General features: G+C 62.8%; 18 protein-coding genes and 1 pseudogene. 10 read left to right on the top strand and 9 right to left on the bottom strand.

The genetic code is table 11. The features are described 5' to 3' along the window. Positions 1 to 24 precede the first annotated feature (24 nt). The 4 genes from lpxK to BM403_RS03290 all read right to left on the bottom strand — a co-directional run bounded on the left by lpxK (position 25) and on the right by BM403_RS03290 (position 4,404). Positions 25 to 1,035 carry a tetraacyldisaccharide 4'-kinase gene (lpxK, locus tag BM403_RS03305; protein WP_093541562.1) on the bottom strand — a complete coding sequence of 337 codons (1,011 nt, stop codon included), beginning with the start codon at positions 1,033 to 1,035 and terminating at the stop codon, positions 25 to 27. Further along, a complete protein-coding gene (locus BM403_RS03300; protein WP_012724910.1) occupies positions 1,035 to 1,463 on the bottom strand; it encodes an ExbD/TolR family protein in 429 nt (142 codons plus the stop codon). The genes lpxK and BM403_RS03300 overlap by 1 nt, the downstream gene beginning before the upstream one ends. Next, positions 1,460 to 2,095 carry a MotA/TolQ/ExbB proton channel family protein gene (locus tag BM403_RS03295; protein WP_012724911.1) on the bottom strand — a complete coding sequence of 212 codons (636 nt, stop codon included), beginning with the start codon at positions 2,093 to 2,095 and terminating at the stop codon, positions 1,460 to 1,462. The genes BM403_RS03300 and BM403_RS03295 overlap by 4 nt, the downstream gene beginning before the upstream one ends. An 83-nt stretch (positions 2,096 to 2,178) precedes the next feature. Next, positions 2,179 to 4,404 (bottom strand): DNA internalization-related competence protein ComEC/Rec2, encoded by a 2,226-nt coding sequence (locus BM403_RS03290; RefSeq protein ID WP_093541560.1) that lies wholly within the window; start codon positions 4,402 to 4,404, stop codon positions 2,179 to 2,181. A 135-nt stretch (positions 4,405 to 4,539) separates the two neighbouring features. Here BM403_RS03290 and BM403_RS03285 point away from each other — a divergent pair, with 135 nt between their 5' ends. Then, complete coding sequence (locus tag BM403_RS03285) at positions 4,540 to 5,055, top strand: DUF2062 domain-containing protein (RefSeq protein ID WP_012724913.1); 516 nt, start codon at positions 4,540 to 4,542, stop codon at positions 5,053 to 5,055. 16 nt (positions 5,056 to 5,071) lie between these two features. Here BM403_RS03285 and BM403_RS03280 read toward each other — a convergent pair. Further along, positions 5,072 to 5,256: pseudogene (locus tag BM403_RS03280) on the bottom strand (helix-turn-helix domain-containing protein); the annotation flags it as partial. Positions 5,257 to 5,487: 231 nt separating this feature from the next. Here BM403_RS03280 and BM403_RS03275 point away from each other — a divergent pair. The 4 genes from BM403_RS03275 to BM403_RS03260 all read left to right on the top strand — a co-directional run bounded on the left by BM403_RS03275 (position 5,488) and on the right by BM403_RS03260 (position 10,301). Then, a complete protein-coding gene (locus BM403_RS03275; protein WP_093541558.1) occupies positions 5,488 to 8,241 on the top strand; it encodes a response regulator in 2,754 nt (917 codons plus the stop codon). Positions 8,242 to 8,398: 157 nt separating this feature from the next. Continuing rightward, on the top strand, positions 8,399 to 9,388 hold the full coding sequence (locus BM403_RS03270; protein WP_093541556.1) for a 2-hydroxyacid dehydrogenase: 990 nt from the start codon (positions 8,399 to 8,401) through the stop codon (positions 9,386 to 9,388). Positions 9,389 to 9,459: 71 nt separating this feature from the next. After that, positions 9,460 to 9,900 carry a hypothetical protein gene (locus BM403_RS03265; RefSeq protein ID WP_046035510.1) on the top strand — a complete coding sequence of 147 codons (441 nt, stop codon included), beginning with the start codon at positions 9,460 to 9,462 and terminating at the stop codon, positions 9,898 to 9,900. Next, positions 9,897 to 10,301: an META domain-containing protein gene (locus BM403_RS03260; protein WP_064055409.1), complete on the top strand. Its 405-nt coding sequence runs from the start codon at positions 9,897 to 9,899 to the stop codon at positions 10,299 to 10,301. The genes BM403_RS03265 and BM403_RS03260 overlap by 4 nt, the downstream gene beginning before the upstream one ends. Before the next feature lie 79 nt (positions 10,302 to 10,380). On the opposite strand, the gene BM403_RS03255 is transcribed toward BM403_RS03260, so the two are convergent. Next, positions 10,381 to 10,842, bottom strand: a complete 462-nt coding sequence (locus BM403_RS03255) for a TlpA disulfide reductase family protein (protein ID WP_012724918.1) — start codon at positions 10,840 to 10,842, stop codon at positions 10,381 to 10,383. 115 nt (positions 10,843 to 10,957) lie between these two features. Here BM403_RS03255 and arsC point away from each other — a divergent pair, with 115 nt between their 5' ends. The 3 genes from arsC to BM403_RS03240 are packed head-to-tail and all read left to right on the top strand — an operon-like array spanning position 10,958 to position 12,325. Beyond that, a complete protein-coding gene (gene arsC, locus BM403_RS03250) occupies positions 10,958 to 11,311 on the top strand; it encodes an arsenate reductase (glutaredoxin) (protein ID WP_093541554.1) in 354 nt (117 codons plus the stop codon). Further along, on the top strand, positions 11,308 to 11,922 hold the full coding sequence (gene wrbA, locus BM403_RS03245) for an NAD(P)H:quinone oxidoreductase (RefSeq protein WP_046035512.1): 615 nt from the start codon (positions 11,308 to 11,310) through the stop codon (positions 11,920 to 11,922). The genes arsC and wrbA overlap by 4 nt, the downstream gene beginning before the upstream one ends. After that, entirely contained in the window at positions 11,906 to 12,325 is a 420-nt protein-coding gene (locus tag BM403_RS03240; protein ID WP_012724921.1) for a DUF2069 domain-containing protein, read from the top strand. Before wrbA ends, BM403_RS03240 begins: the two co-directional genes overlap by 17 nt. 115 nt (positions 12,326 to 12,440) lie before the next feature. On the opposite strand, the gene BM403_RS03235 is transcribed toward BM403_RS03240, so the two are convergent. Beyond that, positions 12,441 to 13,112: a DNA-3-methyladenine glycosylase I gene (locus BM403_RS03235; RefSeq protein WP_012724922.1), complete on the bottom strand. Its 672-nt coding sequence runs from the start codon at positions 13,110 to 13,112 to the stop codon at positions 12,441 to 12,443. A gap of 67 nt (positions 13,113 to 13,179) precedes the next feature. Continuing rightward, on the bottom strand, positions 13,180 to 14,004 hold the full coding sequence (gene ttcA / locus BM403_RS03230; protein ID WP_093541552.1) for a tRNA 2-thiocytidine(32) synthetase TtcA: 825 nt from the start codon (positions 14,002 to 14,004) through the stop codon (positions 13,180 to 13,182). Between the two features lie 387 nt (positions 14,005 to 14,391). On the opposite strand from ttcA, the gene BM403_RS03225 reads away from it, so the two are divergent. Both BM403_RS03225 and BM403_RS03220 read left to right on the top strand, forming a co-directional pair. Continuing rightward, entirely contained in the window at positions 14,392 to 14,994 is a 603-nt protein-coding gene (locus BM403_RS03225) for a Yip1 family protein (protein ID WP_012724924.1), read from the top strand. 128 nt (positions 14,995 to 15,122) lie between these two features. Beyond that, positions 15,123 to 15,617, top strand: coding sequence for a SprT family zinc-dependent metalloprotease (locus BM403_RS03220; protein WP_010209629.1), 495 nt, complete (start codon positions 15,123 to 15,125; stop codon positions 15,615 to 15,617). A gap of 90 nt (positions 15,618 to 15,707) precedes the next feature. Here the strand turns inward: BM403_RS03220 and BM403_RS03215 are convergent, their stop codons facing one another. Beyond that, positions 15,708 to 16,883 carry a CaiB/BaiF CoA transferase family protein gene (locus BM403_RS03215; RefSeq protein ID WP_093541550.1) on the bottom strand — a complete coding sequence of 392 codons (1,176 nt, stop codon included), beginning with the start codon at positions 16,881 to 16,883 and terminating at the stop codon, positions 15,708 to 15,710. Between the last annotated feature and the right edge of the window lie 146 nt (positions 16,884 to 17,029).

Below are 17,029 nucleotides of genomic sequence, written 5' to 3'. Positions count from 1 at the left end.
GAGTGTTTCCTGGAAAGAAGCGGTTTAAGGCAAAAGACGGGCAGGCAACAGACGCATCAACTGCGTGTCGAACCAGGCAACGAACGCCGGCGACGGCAGTGCATCCACCGCAAGGTACCACCAGTCGGGCTGGGCAAAGGCGCGGCACTTCACCGCGTCCTTCTCGGTCATGACCAGCGGCAATGACGGCGTAAAATTCAAGACCTCGGCACTGTATGGCGCGTGGTCGGCAAACGCATGGGATATCGGCTGCCAGTGTAGCGTTTCAAGGGTATTGAAGAAACGTTGCGGGTTGCCGATGCCGGCGACCGCATGCACTTGCTGGCCCGGTGCAAAATGATCGACCGGCTGGCGCTCGCCGGTCTGTAGATTGACCAGCGCGGCGGGCTGCAAGCGAAAGGCAAAACCGTCCTCGCGGTCGCTGGCGGCGCCGTTATAGAGCAGCGCGTCGACACTCTGCAGCCGCTCCACCGGTTCGCGCAACGGCCCTGCCGGCAGGCAACGGCGGTTGCCCAGGCCACGGGCGGCGTCGATCAGCACCAGTTCAAGGTCACGGGCCAGGCGGTAATGCTGCAGGCCGTCGTCGGAGAGAATGAGGTCCAGGGTTTCACTGGCCAACAGCGCCTTGACCGCACGGCTGCGATCGGGATCGATCATTAGCGGTACACCGCAGCGCTGCACAATCAACAAAGGTTCGTCACCTGCCACGTCAGCGCTGTGGCTGGCTTCGACCCGCCACGGCAACTGCGGTGGCTTAGCGCCATAACCGCGACTGACTACGCCCACGCGCAAGCCGCTGCGTCGGCAGTGCTCGATCAACCAGAGGATCAACGGCGTCTTGCCCGTGCCCCCCACGGTGATATTCCCGACCACCACCACCGGCACCGGCGATTGATAGATCTCGCCCTCACCCGCCAGGAAGCGTGTGCGCTTGCGTTGCACCACCCGGCGATACAGAGATTCCAGCGGCCGCAACAGTGCGAGTGCCGGATGGCCTTCGTACCAGGCCTTGAGCAAACGATCGGACATGGCCATCAGGGTGGGCTCGCCGCCTCGACGGTGGTCATGCGCAGATGGCTGAAGCCGAGCTTGCCGGCGGCATCCATCGCAGTGATCACGGCCTGGTGCTGGGTCTTGCCATCGGCGCTGATGGACAACGGCCGCTGGGTGTCACCGCCGGACTCTTTCTGCAACGCATCCATCAGGCTGGCGAGGTCGTTTTTCTCGAGCAACTGATTGTTCACCGAAAACACCCCGTCAGCGCTGATGGCGATGTCCAGTTGCTTGACTTCCTGGTCTTCGGCCGGCGAGCCGCTCACGGCTTCCGGCAGGTCGACGCGCAGCTCGGTTTGTCGGGTGAAGGTGGTGGTGACGACAAAAAACAGCAGCAGGATAAACACCACGTCGATCAGCGACGCGAGGTTGATATCGACATTTTCCCGTTGCTTGCGGCGAAATTTCACGCTTTGCCCCCAACCAGATCCACGTCACGGTCGCCCTGCACCACTTCCACCAGTTTGATGGCTTCCTGTTCCATGCCCACCACCAGTTCATCAATGCGACGCTGCAGGAAACGGTGGAAGAATACCGAAGGAATACCCACCATCAGGCCTGCTGCCGTGGTGATCAGCGCCTTGGAAATACCGCCGGCCAGCACGGCCGCGTTGGTGGTCATGCCGGAGCCCATGAACGAGCTGAAAATATCGATCATGCCCAGTACCGTACCCAGCAAACCGAGCAATGGCGCCATGGCGGCGATGGTGCCGAGGGCGTTGATGTAGCGCTCCAGTTCATGGATGACGCGCGCGGCGGCCTCTTCGATGCACTCTTTCATGATCTCGCGACCATGTTTGGAGTTGGCCAGGCCGGCGGCGAGGATTTCACCCAACGGTGAATTGGCGCGCAGCTCCTTGAGTTTGTCCTTGTCCAACTGCTTGTTCTTGATCCAGGACCAGACCTGCCCCAGCAGATGCTCGGGGGTAACGCGACTGGCACGCAGGGTCCACAGGCGTTCGGCGACGATGCCGAGTGCGGCGATAGAGCTCATGATGATCGGCAACATCATCCAGCCGCCGGATTTGACCAATTCCCACACAGTGAATGTCCCCTCGAAAAAGTGCGTCACTTTACCATATAGGTTCGTCGGCCACAGACCCCATCGGCCGCGGCTGCCAGAGCCTAAGGTAACCGCTCGCGCCAGAACCTGCGTTGACTGCGCGCAACAACCGGTGGTGCGAAAGCGCCCAATTGCACGCGCACAGCACCCTGCTCGGCACTGTCATACACCTGGCTGCCCAACCGCTGGTAGCGCGCCATCACCTGGGGATGCGGATGGCCGAACGCATTACCCCGCCCCCGTGAAATAAGCACGAATCCAGGGGCGAGGCGCTCCAGAAACGCCCACGACGAAGAACTGCGACTGCCATGGTGCGGCGCTTGCAACCATTCAGTGGGCACCGCCAGCGGGGAAGCGAGCATGGCCTGTTCGGCGGCGCGGTCAATGTCTCCGGTCAGCAGCAGGCGCTCGCCATTGGCCTGCACCTGCAACACGCAAGACTTCGGATTGCCACTGATGGCGCCAGGCCACTGCCAGAGTTCGAACGTCACGCCGTCCCAGGTCCAGCGCTCGCCACTGATGCACGGCCGGGTGCCGAGAAACGCCGGCAGCCCGTCGGTTTCTCCACCCACCACGCGCTTGATCGGCAGGCCCTTGGCAATCGCTGCCGCACCACCGGCATGATCGGCGTCGGCGTGGCTGAGCAGCATCAGGTCCAAGGCCGCTACCCCAAGCTTTCGCAACGACGGCAACACCACGCGGGCGCCCAGGTCAAAGGTTCCGGAACGTGGACCGGCGTCATACAGCAAAGCGTGGTGACGCGTGCGTAAAATCAGCGACTGCCCCTGCCCGACGTCCAGCTGCACGACCTCCACCTGCCCATGGGGCACCCGTTCTTGCGGCGGAAACACCGCCAGCAACAGCATCGGCCAGCCCAGCAGCCGAAACGGCACGCCCTTGGGCAGCAGGAGCAGCACCGCACCGAGCAGACTCACCAGCCAATAGCCCAACGGCACCTCGGCCGGGATCCAGGCAGGCATGTACCCGGCCAGCCACGCCAAGCCGTTGAACAAGCCGTCCAGCGCACCGCCCGCCAGCCACAGCAATCCATCACCCACCCACGGCAGCGGCAGCAACGCGGTCCCCAGCAACGCCAGCGGCAATACCACCAGGCTGATCCAGGGCACCGCAACCAGATTAGCGAACGGTGCGCTGAGGCTGATAGGCAGCCCCAGCACCAGCAAGACCGGAAACAACCCGATGGCAATCAACCACTGCGGCCGGGTCCACGCCTGCCACAGGCTCCACGGTCCCAGCCGTCCGCCAAACGCCAGGACCAGCACCGCCACCGCCGCAAACGACAGCCAGAACCCTGGCTGCAGGCTGGCCAACGGCTCCAGGACCAGCACCGCATTGAGTGCCAGCAGCAATGGCCACCACAGCCCCAGATGCCGGAAGCGCAAGCGCCACAACAACACCAACCCGACCATCACGCAGGCGCGCTGCACCGGCACGCCAAACCCTGCCAGCACGCCGTAACCCAGCGCGGCGCTGAACGCCAGGCCGCACGCCCAGGGCAGCCACGGCCAGGTTCGCGGCCAGCAGCCGTAGCGCGCCAACCCGGCGATCACCCCGTAGATCAAGCCCGCGAGCAAACCGATGTGCTGGCCGGAAATGACCAGCAGATGCACGGTGCCGGTGTCCTGCAACACCTGCCAATCGGTAGCGGCCAATCCGGAACCATCGCCCAATACCAGGGCCATCAGGCCGGCTTCCCGGCCCTGGGCATCCACCACCATCAGGCGCTGGCGCACGTTGTCACGCCAGGCGTGGCGGGCCGGTGCCAGACGCTCGCCGTCCTTCACCGTGCCGGTGGCGCCAATCCGCTGGGCCAGCAGCCAGGCTTCCTGATCAAAGCCGTGGAAATTCAGCAACCCGGCCGGTCGTTTGAGGGTGATCGCCAGGCGCCAGCGTTCACCGCTGCGCACCGGCGGCCCGCCACGCCAGGACACCCGGATGCGTGTGGGCAACCGCGCGTTACGCGACCGGCTGTCGTTCAGTACGAAACGCACGCCCTCGCCCGTCTGTTGCGGCAGACCGGTGACCCACCCTTCCACCCAACGCGTCTGGCCGTCCAACGCTGGCCGCAGGCGGTCATCCAGGGCCCACTGTGCGCTGATGCACGCCCAACTCAGCCCCAGCAGGAAAAACGCCAAGGGGTAAGTGCGAAACGGCAACAGCATCAACGCCAGCACCAGCAGGGCGATCAGCCAGCCGGTTGCCGGCAATGCCGGTAGAAAACGCAAGGCCAGCAGCCCCAGCGCAAACGCGAACATCCCTGTCCTCATGAATCATCCTTTTCAAGTGATCCACTCAGTCTTAGCCGAGCACCCAGCGCGGCCTATGATGTTTTGTCACAAAGTCTGAATTTTCTGTTTATAGAATGCGGGCATACTTGCCCCTCGAACTGACCTGGACCCCTTATGCCCCGGCGCTTATTCAAACGGTACATGCCTGATCCCAGCAGTATCCGGGAACACAAGTCATTACAGTTTCTCGGCACGTTGCTGCATGACCCGAACCTCTGGCACCTCAACCGCCACTCGGTCGCACGCGCAATGGCCGTGGGTTTGTTCGCGGCCTTTATCCCGATTCCTTTGCAGATGCTGCTGGCGGCGGTCCTGGCGATCACGGTGCGCGGCAATATGCCCATCGCGGTCAGCCTGGTATGGCTGACGAACCCGATTACCATGCCGGTGGTCTTTATCTGCACCTACATGACCGGCGCCTGGCTGATGAATGTGCCGCCCCGCAGCCTGCCCGATGACCTGACCTGGGAATGGATCAGCGGCCAACTGAGCACCTTATGGCAGCCGTTCCTGCTCGGTTCAGTGGTGTTGGGGCTGGTGCTGGGCGCCCTCGCCTACTGCCTGACCATGGGCTATTGGCGCTGGTGGGTTGCCCATCAGTGGAAAAAGCGCAAACAACGCCGCGCCTAGCAGGCCCGCAAGCGCAACTGCACGCGCAACCCTTGCCCCACACCCTGCGCACTTCGCGCTCGGTGTAGCCGATGGCCTTGAGCTTACGGCGGGTCTGGCTGATGTGCATGCCGAGGCTGCTGTCATGGAGGCATAACCGCGTTGCAGCACGTGCTGATATAGAAAGGCTTTGCTGAGCACTTCTTCGCTGTTGCGATGCAGGTAGGCGGACTGCTGCGGGATTCATTAGTCTCTGCCAGTCATTCTTAATGGCTGATTACTCAATATTCCCCCGCCGCGGCCAATCGCCGCCGGACGCCAATTGGCTTGAAGATTGCCATCTGTCATTAATTTGCAAGATTCCTCGCCGCGCAAATGGCTACACTGCGCAGGTGGCGCGGGCCGGATGCCCGCGCAATTCCGTAGATATCAATGTGGTAGCAGGAGAGTGGCGTGCTGACAAGAATGGGGATAAAAGGCCGCGTACTGTTGCTGACGTTGTTACCGACCAGCCTGATGGCCTCACTGTTGGGGGGCTATTTCACCTGGATGCAGCTCTCCGAACTGCAGACCCAACTGCTGCAACGCGGCGAAATGATCGCCGAGCAGTTGGCCCCGCTGGTAGCGCCCGCCCTGAGCGCTCGCAACACCGACCTGCTGGAGCGCATCGCCACCCAGTCCCTGGAGCAGCCGGACGTTCGCGCCGTGTCATTCCTCAGCCCGGACCGCGCATCGCTCGCCCACGCCGGCCCGACCATGCTCAACCAGCCGCCGATCGGCAACAGTTCCCACCTGCTGCAGCGCACCGGCAATGACGCCACCCGCTATTTGCTGCCGGTGTTTGGCCGCCATCGCAACCTCGCCGGCGACCTGATCCCGGATGAGGCCGATCGCCTGCTGGGCTGGGTCGAGGTGGAACTGTCCCACAATGGCATGCTGTTGCGTGGCTACCGCAGCCTGTTCGCCAGCCTGTTGCTGATCGCCATCGGCCTGATCTGCACCGCGGCGCTGGCCCTGCGCATCAGCCGTACGATCAACTCACCGATCGGCCAGATCAAGCAAGCCGTGGCCCAACTCAAGGACGGCAACCTGGAAACCCGCTTGCCACCGCTGGGCAGCCAGGAACTCGACCAACTCGCCTCGGGCATCAACCGCATGGCCGAGACCCTGCAGAATGCCCAGGAAGAACTGCAACACAGCATCGACCAGGCCACCGAAGACGTGCGCCAGAACCTGGAAACCATCGAGATCCAGAACATCGAGCTGGACCTGGCGCGCAAGGAGGCCCTGGAGGCCAGCCGCATCAAGTCGGAGTTCCTGGCCAACATGAGCCACGAGATCCGCACGCCGCTCAACGGCATCCTCGGCTTTACCCACTTGCTGCAGAAGAGCGAACTCACGCCGCGTCAGCTCGATTACCTGGGCACCATCGAAAAATCCGCCGACAACCTGCTGGGCATCATCAACGAAATCCTCGATTTCTCAAAAATCGAAGCCGGCAAGCTGGTGCTCGACAGCATCCCGTTCAACCTGCGGGACTTGCTGCAAGACACCCTCACTATCCTTGCCCCCGCCGCGCATGCGAAACAGCTGGAACTGGTGAGCCTGGTCTACCGCGACACGCCGCTGGCGTTGGTGGGCGACCCGCTGCGCCTCAAACAGATCCTCACCAACCTGATCAGCAATGCGATCAAGTTCACCCGCGAAGGCACCATCGTCGCCCGGGCGATGATCGAGGACGAGCAGGAAGACAGCGTGCAATTGCGCATCAGCGTGCAAGACACCGGCATCGGCCTGTCCAGCCAGGACGTGCGCGCGCTGTTCCAGGCCTTCAGCCAGGCCGACAACTCACTGTCGCGCCAGCCCGGCGGCACCGGGTTGGGGCTGGTGATCTCCAAGCGCCTGATCGAGCAGATGGGCGGTGAAATCGGCGTCGACAGTACGCCGGGCGAAGGCTCGGAGTTCTGGATCAGCCTGAACCTGCCCAAGACCCGTGACGACGTTGAAGACCTGCCGTCCGCGCCGCTGCTGGGCCATCGCGTGGCCGTGCTGGAAAACCACGAGCTGGCGCGCCAGGCGCTGCAGCATCAACTGGAAGACTGCGGCCTGGAAGTCACGCCGTTCACCAGCCTTGAAAGCCTGACCAACGGCATCACCAGCGCCCACCAGACCGACCAGGCGATTGACCTCGCGGTCCTCGGCGTGACCGCCAATGACATCCCGCCCGAGCGCCTCAACCAGCACTTGTGGGACCTTGAGCACCTGGGCTGCAAAGTGCTGGTGCTGTGCCCCACCACCGAACAGATGCTGTTCAACCAATCGGTGCCCAACCCCAACAGCCAGTTGCAGGCCAAGCCGGCGTGCACGCGCAAACTGCGCCGTGCGTTGTCCGACCTGATCAGCCCACGCCCGTCGCGCAGCGAACCGGGCGAGCCGCTCTCCAGCCGGGCGCCGCGCGTGCTGTGCGTGGACGACAACCCGGCGAACCTGCTGCTGGTGCAGACCCTGTTGGAAGACATGGGCGCACGGGTGCGTGCGGTGGAAAGCGGGTATGCGGCCATCGACGCGGTGAAACAGGACACCTTCGACTTGGTGCTGATGGACGTGCAGATGCCCGGCATGGACGGCCGCCAAAGCACCGAGGCGATCCGCCAGTGGGAAAGCGAGCGCAGCGGCACGCCATTGCCGGTGGTTGCCCTTACCGCCCACGCCATGGCCAACGAAAAACGCGCCTTGCTGCAAAGCGGCATGGACGATTACCTGACCAAACCCATCAGCGAGCGGCAACTGGCCCAGGTGGTGTTGAAATGGACCGGTCTGGCCCTGCGCAATCAAGGCCCGGAACGCTCCACCGACGGCCTCGGCCCCGGCGTGCAACTGCCGGTGCTGGATCATGAAGAAGGCTTGCGCCTGGCCGCCGGCAAGGCTGACCTGGCGGCGGATATGCTCGCCATGTTGCTGGCCTCCCTGGAGGCCGATCGCCTGGCCATCACCATTGCCCGCGACGCCAACGACAACAGCGCCCTGATCGAACGTGTGCACCGCCTGCACGGCGCGACCCGTTACTGCGGCGTACCGCAACTGCGTGCCGCCTGCCACCGCGCCGAAACCCTGCTCAAGCAGGACGACGCCAAGGCCCAGCACGCGCTGGACGAGCTGGACATGGCCATTGCCCGGCTGGCGAGTGAAGCGCGGGTTAACGCCTGACGCTACTTTATGGGCGCTGATCACCTGTGGGAGGGGGCTTGCCCCCGATAGCGTCGTGTCAATCGAAGCATCTGTAGCTGACACACACTAGTCGGGAGCAAGCCCCCTCCCACCATTGATCAGCGTTTGCGACGGATTAATTGCAGGGAGCTTTTTGATGCGCATCATTTTTTTCAGCAGCCAAACCTACGACCGCGACAGCTTTCTCGGCGAGCCGCTGCCGCCAGGCCTGGCGCTGCAGTTCCAGCCCGCCCGGCTCAACCTCGACACCGTGGCCCTGGCCGAACACCACGAAGTGGTGTGCGCGTTTATCAACGACGACCTCAGCGCCCCGGTGCTGGAACAGTTGGCCAAGGGCGGCACGCGGCTGATCGCCCTGCGCTCGGCGGGCTACAACCATGTGGACCTGACCGCCGCCAAGCGCCTGGGCCTGACCGTCGTGCGCGTGCCGGCCTATTCGCCCCACGCAGTGGCCGAACACGCGGTCGCGCTGATCCTCGCGCTTAACCGCCGCCTGCACCGCGCCTACAACCGCACCCGCGATGGTGATTTCAGCCTGCATGGCCTCACCGGTTTCGACCTGGTGGGCAAGACCGTCGGCGTGGTCGGTACCGGCCAGATCGGCGCCACCTTCGCCAAGATCATGGCCGGCTTCGGTTGCCGACTGCTCGCCTATGACCCCTTCCCCAATCCGCAGGTCGAGGCCCTGGGCGCGCGCTACGTAACCCTGCCCGAATTGCTGGCCCAGGCGCAGATCATCAGCCTGCACTGCCCGCTCACCGCCGACAGCAAACACGTGATCAACGCCCGCTCGCTGGCGCAGATGCAGCCCGGCGCGATGCTGATCAACACCGGCCGCGGCGGGCTGGTCGACACCCCGGCGCTGATCGAGGCGCTCAAGGACGGCCAACTCGGCTACCTCGGGCTGGATGTGTATGAGGAAGAAGCGCAGCTGTTTTTCGAGGACCGCTCCGACCTGCCCCTGCAGGACGACGTCCTCGCGCGCCTGCTGACCTTCCCCACTGTGATCATCACCGCCCACCAGGCGTTTCTCACCCGCGAAGCCCTGGCGGCCATCGCCGGTACCACGTTGGCCAACATTGTCGCCTGGGCCGAGGGCCGGGCGCAGAACCTAGTCGAAGGATGATCAGCGGTCACATACCAGGCTCATGATGAGCCGGCACCCGTGATAGGATGCCGCGCCTATTTGGAGGATCCATGGCCGAACACGATTTCCGCTTCAGTTTGCTGAGCCCGCAACACACCCTGATCGAATGCCGCGCCCTGGTGCCGGGCCGTTACCAGGTGACTGGCAACGGTGGTTCGATCAAGCATGGCGACGTGCTGATCGTCACCCTGCGCGGCAGTAAAACCCTGTCGATGCGCCTCACCGTCGAAGGTGACGCGCGCTACTCCATCCGCCCGGCGGGCCAGTGGGTCGCGATGGCCCAGGGGCCGAAGTTCGGCGAGTTGGAGATTCACACCTGGAAGGTCAACTGCGACAGCTGCGATGCGGTGTTGGAGTTCGAATTTGCGGTGGAAACCAAGCTGACCAAAGCGCCGCTGCAACCGGCCGCCAATGCGCGGATCGCCGAGTTGGGCTGGGCCAGCGAGGGCGACAAGCACCGCTGCCCTAAATGCCAGAAGGCCGCACAATGAAAGGCCTGCTTCTGCTCGCCGCCGTCGGTGCGGCCTTGACGGGCTGTGCCGGGGACTCGGTCAAGCTCAAGCAGGATCACAGCTACGTGGTGGAATGGATTGGCGAACGGCCGCTGATGGATTACGCGCACCTGACCGTCACCCTCGGCGCCGATGGCCGCGCCTACGGCAATGGCGGCTGCAACCATTGGTTTGCGCCGTACACCCTGGAGGGCGACACGCTCAGCTTCGGCAAGATCGGCAGCACTCGCAAACTCTGCGGCGAAGCCCTGATGGAACAGGAACACCGCTTCTTCCAGGCCCTGCAAGGCGTGCAGCGCTGGGACATCTCGCCGATCGAACAGACGCGGTTCTGGCCGGCCGAAGGCAAGCCGATTCGCCTGTGGCTCGAAGAAGGCTGATTTTTCCAATCTATGGATTGATGGAAGCTAAATGTGGGAGGTGGCAAGCCCCCTCCCACAGTTGTTTTGAGTTGTGGCTTTAACCGCGCAAGGCCTTGAGCTTGGCCAACACCCCTTCCGCCGTCTGCTCACCCATCAACTGCTCGCGCACCTTGCCCTTGTCATCAATGATGTAGGTCACCGGCAACGCCTCGCTGCGTGGAATATCGAAGATCCCCTCCGGGTTCTGCGCCAGCACCGTGAACTTGATGCCCAGCTTCTCACTGGCTTCCTTCAGTTCGGCGCCCTGCACATTGTCGAAGTTGACCCCGAACACGCCCACGTTCTGCGCCTTCAGTTGTTCGGCCAAGGCATTGAGCTCGGGGATTTCCGTGCGGCACGGGCCACACCATTCAGCCCAGTAATTAACCACCAGCCACTGCTTGTCCAAGCGCTCGGCGGCCACTTTCTGGCCATATTGGTCAACGCCGTAATCGTTACCGCAGCCGCTGAGCAGCAGGGTTGTGATGATCGCCAATGCACCGATCAGTCGCCTTGTCATGGGGTAATCCTTCGCAAAAATGAACGTTGGCTGCGACCTATCGCCTCTTACGGTTTAAGGACGGGTCGCTGCGCAGGTAGAATACCCGCCACCTTACGCAAGATGCGACCCGCACATGACCGATCTGACGCTTTATCACAACCCGCGCTGCTCGAAATCCCGCGGTGCGCTGGAACTGCTGGAAGCCCGCGGCCTCACGCCTACCGTGGTGCGTTACCTGGAAACCCCGCTGGACGCCGCACAGCTGAAGGCGTTGCTGGACAAACTGGGGATCAGCGCGCGCCAACTGCTGCGCAGCGGTGAAGACGAATACAAGACCCTCAACCTGGCCGACGCCAGCCTCAGCGAAGCCCAATTGATCGCTGCCATCGCCGCGCACCCGAAGCTGATGGAACGCCCGATCCTGGAGACCGCCGACAAAGCCATCATTGGCCGTCCGCCGGAAAACGTAGTGGAGATCCTGCCGTGACGTCGCCGTATGTGCTGGTGTTGTATTACAGCCGCAACGGCTCGGTCAGCGAAATGGCCCGGCAGATTGCCCGAGGCATCGAGCAAGGCGGGATGGAAGCCCGGCTGCGCACCGTGCCGGCGATCTCCACCGAGTGCGAAGCCGTGGCGCCGAGCATTCCGGAGGAAGGCGCGCTGTATGCCAGCCTCGATGACCTGAAGCACTGCTCGGGCCTGGCCCTGGGCAGCCCGACCCGCTTCGGCAACATGGCCGCGCCGCTCAAGTATTTCCTCGACGGCACCAGCAACCTGTGGCTTACCGGCGCCCTCGTCGGCAAGCCAGCCGGTGTGTTTACCTCCACCGCCAGCCTGCATGGCGGCCAGGAGACCACGCTGATGTCGATGCTGCTGCCGTTGCTGCACCACGGCATGCTCATCACCGGCCTGCCCTACAGCGAACAAGCGTTGCTCGATACCCAGGGCGGCGGCACGCCGTATGGTGCCAGCCACCATGCGGGGCCGGACGGCAAGCGCCTGCTCGATCAACATGAAATCGCCCTGTGTCGCGCCCTCGGCCTGCGCCTGGCCAGCACTGCCACGCTGCTGGAGAACGGCCGTGGCCAGAAAGCCTAAGGTCCTGCCGCCCCAGGCGTGGCTCGAGCCACGGGTCAAGGTGGCCCGGGCACTGAGCCTGCTGGCGTTTTTTGGCCTGGTGGGTTTGCTCTGCGTGTACTACCTGTTCGTCGCTGACCTGCACGGCGCACGGCCGTGGGTGATCCTGCTGATCGAATTGGTGCCACTGCTGGTGCTGGCGCCGGGCATGCTGCTGGGCAGCGCACGCGGGCATTCGTGGATGTGCTTTGTGGTGAACCTGTATTTCATCAAGGGCGCGCTGGCGGCGTATGACCCGAACCGGCAAGGGTTCGGGGTGCTGGAGATGCTGGCGAGCCTGGCGGTGTTTTGTACGGCGTTGTTGTATGTACGGTGGCGGCATCAGCTCAATCGCCGGTTGGCCGTTGATTCGCAACCCAACTGATCACACCCTGTGGCGAGGGAGCTTGCTCCCGTTGGGCTGCGCAGCAGCCCCAAGATCGTTTGGGAGCGCTTCGCACTCCAGTGGGAGCAAGCTCCCTCGCCACAATAAGCGCTGATCAGTGGTTGACGGTGTAGGCCAACATCATCGACAACTGGCACATCGGCCGCCCACTCTCGGCATGCCACTGGTTGAACGCGCCCTGCACCGTCGCCAGGTCGCGCAGGCTGGTCGGCGCCTTGTCGACGATCTTCTGCGCGTTCAGCGCGGCGACCACGTCATCACTCGGCACAAACGTATCCTTGCCGACCATGCGCAAGAAACGCGGCGCTGACAGCCCGCCGAGTTGATGGCCGTGCTTGCTCAGGTACTTCCACAGTCCGACGATATCGGTCACCGGCCAGTCGGCGACAAACGCGCCGAAGCTGCCCTTCTCCTGCTCGATGTCGAGGATCATCTGCGCATTGCGCGGCACACTCTTGAGCTTGCCCAGGTGGCGGATGATCCGGGTGTCCTGCATCAGCCGCTCCAGGTGCTCAGCGCCCATCAGCACGACCTTTTCCGGGTCGAAGCCAAAAAACACCTGTTCGAACGCCGGCCACTTGGCATCGACCACGCTGTGCTTCAAGCCCGCACGAAACACGCGCAGCGCCAGGGTCGACAGGTAGCGATCATCACTGATCTTGCGCAACTGCGCCGCAGTCTTGGGAACAGGCAGATGGGCTTCCAACTCGGCCGCCGAACCGAAGCGGTTCAGACAATATTCGTGCAGCCACTTGTAATCGCGCATGCCCTCTCCTGGCAATTGAATTGAAAACGGCGCCCGCGAGCGCCGTGTGTCAGAGCATCGAATCAGCTCAGAGGTTCACAACATTAACGAAGCGCGATGCGGCGGTTTCATCAATCTTCAGGCTGGCGAAGTCGAACAGGTTGCGGTCGGCCAACTGCGAGGGGATCACATTCTGCAGACTGCGGAAGATGCTTTCGGTACGACCTGGGGTCTTGCGCTCCCAGTCCAGCAGCATTTCCTTGACCACCTGGCGCTGCAGGTTCTCCTGGGAACCGCACAGGTTGCACGGGATGATCGGGAACTGCTTGAAGTCGGAGTAGGCCTGGATGTCTTTCTCGTTGCAATACGCCAGCGGGCGGATCACCACGTTGCGCCCGTCATCGGCGCGCAGCTTGGGCGGCATGGCCTTGAGCGAGCCGTTGAAGAACATGTTGAGGAAGAAGGTCTCGACGATGTCATCGCGATGATGACCCAGGGCCATCTTGGTCGCACCGATCTCATCGGCGAAGGTGTAGAGCGTGCCACGGCGCAGGCGCGAGCACAGCGAGCAGGTGGTCTTGCCTTCCGGGATCAACTCCTTGACCACCGAATAGGTGTCCTTTTCAACGATGTGGTACTCGACGCCCAGCGCTTTGAGGTAGGCCGGCAGCACATGTTCAGGGAAACCTGGTTGTTTCTGGTCCATGTTGACGGCGACGATCTCGAACTGGATCGGCGCGACCTTTTGCAGATGCAGCAGCACGTCGAGCAGGGTGTAGCTGTCTTTGCCGCCGGAGAGGCAGACCATGACCTTGTCGCCGTCCTCGATCATATTGAAATCGGCGACCGCTTCACCGGCCAGGCGACGCAGGCGTTTTTGCAGTTTGTTCTGGTTGACCGTAAGAGTGCCCATGGCGCTTGGATCCGCAAAAGGTGTGTGACGAAAAGCCGGGTATTTTACCTTCATGACCCGCTGAGTTCCAATGTGGGAGTGGGCTTGCTGTGGTGAGCGGGCTTGTTGTGGTGAGCGGGCTTGCCCCGCGCTGGGCTGCGCAGCAGCCCCATTGGCTAGGCGATGAAAGCCCCCCCTCCCACCTTGAATCACATCGCCACCTACAGACCCCGCCGCGATTAACCCCCGTGTTTACAGCGCAATTTGCTCTAAAGGCCTTACAGTCATTCCGGTCATCCCTTCCTATACTGCGACTAGAGGTCGCACATGTATCCAGGACCTTTGAGGCCATTTGGCCCGTGGGCGCTCCGATGGGGGGCGATGGTAACAACGACAGGAGTGACTGGCATGATCCATCACGTCGTGGGGCTATTTACCCATCCCGACCAGGAATGGCGGGAAATCCGTGGCGATAAAGAAGAAAGCATCGGCCACATGTACCTCACCCATACCTTGATTCTCGCAGCAATCCCCGCCGTATCCGCCTTTATCGGCACCACTCAGGTCGGCTGGGTCATCGGCAACCGCGCACCGGTGATGCTGACCCAGGAAAGCGCACTGTGGATGACCCTCATGTCCTACGCCGCCATGCTCGGCGGCGTGGCAGTGATGGGGGCGTTCATTCACTGGATGGCACGTACCTACGATGCCAACCCCAGCATGGCGCGCTGCGTGGCGTTTGCCACCTACACCGCCACGCCGCTGTTCATCGGCGGGCTGGCCGCGCTCTATCCGCATATGTGGCTGGGCATGGTGGTGGGCACGGCGGCCATTTGTTACACGGTGTACCTGCTGTACGTGGGGCTGCCGACGTTCATGAGCATCGACCCGGACGAGGGTTTCCTGTTTTCCAGCTCGGTGCTGGCCGTGGGCCTGGTGGTACTGGTAGCGATCATGGCGTTTACCGTGATCGTCTGGGGCTTGGGCGTGGGTCCGATCTACACCAACTGAGCGGATAAATCCGTAGGCAAGGCCACCGAAAGGTGGCTTTGTGCGTTATGCATGACCATTCGGCGCCTGACAGATTCGGAAACACCCAGCTTTGCGGCATACTGGACGTCTCTGGAGATATGTACAGCATGCCCGAGCAACTCAATACCCGCGTCGAAGATTGTTTCCTGCAAGCCGAATCCTTTTTCAAACGAAGCTTCAAACGCCCCCAGGTCAGCCTCAAGCTGCGGGGCCAGAAGGCCGGTGTCGCGCATTTGCACGAGAACCTGCTGCGTTTCAACCCACAGTTGTACCGTGAAAACAGCCAACACTTCCTCAAACAGACCGTGGCCCATGAAGTGGCGCACCTGATTGCCCACCAATTGTTCGGCGAGCGCATACAGCCCCATGGCGAGGAATGGCAATTGATCATGCGCGGGGTCTATGAACTGCCGCCGGACCGTTGCCACACCTATGAAGTGAAGCGCCGCCAGGTGACTCGCTATATCTACCGATGCCCGTGTGCGGACAGTGACTTTCCGTTTTCGTCACAGCGCCATGGCATGGTGGCTCAGGGGCGGCGGTATTTGTGTCGGCGGTGTCGCCAGACCTTGGTGTTTACCGGGGAAACCCGCGTGGAGTAAGGGCCTCATCGGCGCAGGCCCCTCCCACATGCAAAGGATGAACAGGGTAAAAATGTGGGAGGGGGCTTGCTCCCGATGGGGTCGGTTCAGTCACCCTACAACCCTGGCCCGCCGCAAGTCCTCTATGCGCTGGGCACTGAACCCCAACTCCGCCAATACCTCATCACTTTGCGCCCCAACCGCAGTGCCTATATGCCTGGGCTCAGGCAACCCCTCGGAAAACTTCAGCGGGCAGGCCAGTTGCGCCTGGGTCGAGCCATCGCCCCGTGGCACCTGGCTCACCAACGCCCGCGCCTTCAACTGCGGATGCTCCACCGCCTCACGCAAGCTCAGCACCGGTTCCACACACGCATCCACCGCGGCGAACAACGCGCACAACTCATCAAAGCTGCGCTTCTCAAACTCGACCTGCAGCGCCTGCTTCAGCGCTGGCTGCTGCTCAGGCCTCAGGCCCATCGACACCAAATCCGGACGCCCCAACGCGTCACACAATGGCTGCATGAACGCGGGCTCGAGGCTGCCCACCGACATCCAGCGCCCATCCCGCGAGCGGTAATAGTCGTAGAAGCTGCCGCCATTGAGCACGTGGCCTTCCCGCTCCGGTTCCACCCCACACGCCAGGTAACCCGCGCCGGCCATGGCGTTCAGGCTGAACGAGCAGTCGGTCATGCTCACGTCCAAGTATTGGCCGACCCCGCTCTGCTGCCGGGCAATAACCGCCGCCAGCAGCCCCACCACCGCATGCAGCGAACCGCCGCCCACATCCGCCAACTGCACGCCCAGCGGCAACGGCCCGGTGTCCTGGCGTCCGGTGTAGCTGGCCACCCCGGCCAGCGCCAGGTAATTGATGTCGTGCCCGGCGCGGTCCTTGTAGGGCCCGGTCTGGCCGTACCCGGTGATCGACACATAGATCAACCGGGGGTTGATCGCCTTCAATGCCTCATATCCCAGCCCCAACCGCTCCATCACCCCTGGTCGGAACTGTTCGAGCACAATGTCGTACTCTTTCACCAGCGCCCGTACGATCTCCAGCGCCTCGGCCTGCTTGAGGTCCAGCGCCAGGCTACGCTTGTTGCGGTTGAGGTAGGCATGGCTGGCTGACGTGCCCTGGTCGTGAGGCGGCAGGACGCGCAACAGGTCCATGCGCGTGGGCGATTCGATGCGCAGCACCTCCGCGCCCATGTCCGCCAGCATCAACGAGGCGAATGGGCCAGGCAGCAAGGTGGAAAAATCCAACACTTTGAGTGACGCCAAGGGACCTGACATGGAAACTCCATTTCGGCATTTGAATGCCCACAGACTAGGCAGCCTTGCGCCTACCGGCAATCGCCTGAACAGTCATCGACAGTGACCGTTTTGATCACGGCGGGCTTTTTCAAGGCGACGGCTTTATCATTGGCCGACGTTTGCTT

The sequence above is a fragment of the Pseudomonas sp. OV546 genome (assembly GCF_900116845.1).
Classification (GTDB): domain Bacteria; phylum Pseudomonadota; class Gammaproteobacteria; order Pseudomonadales; family Pseudomonadaceae; genus Aquipseudomonas; species Aquipseudomonas petroselini.
The sequence above is the reverse complement of the archived record's forward strand: the minus strand, read 5'-3'. Positions and strand labels throughout refer to the sequence as shown.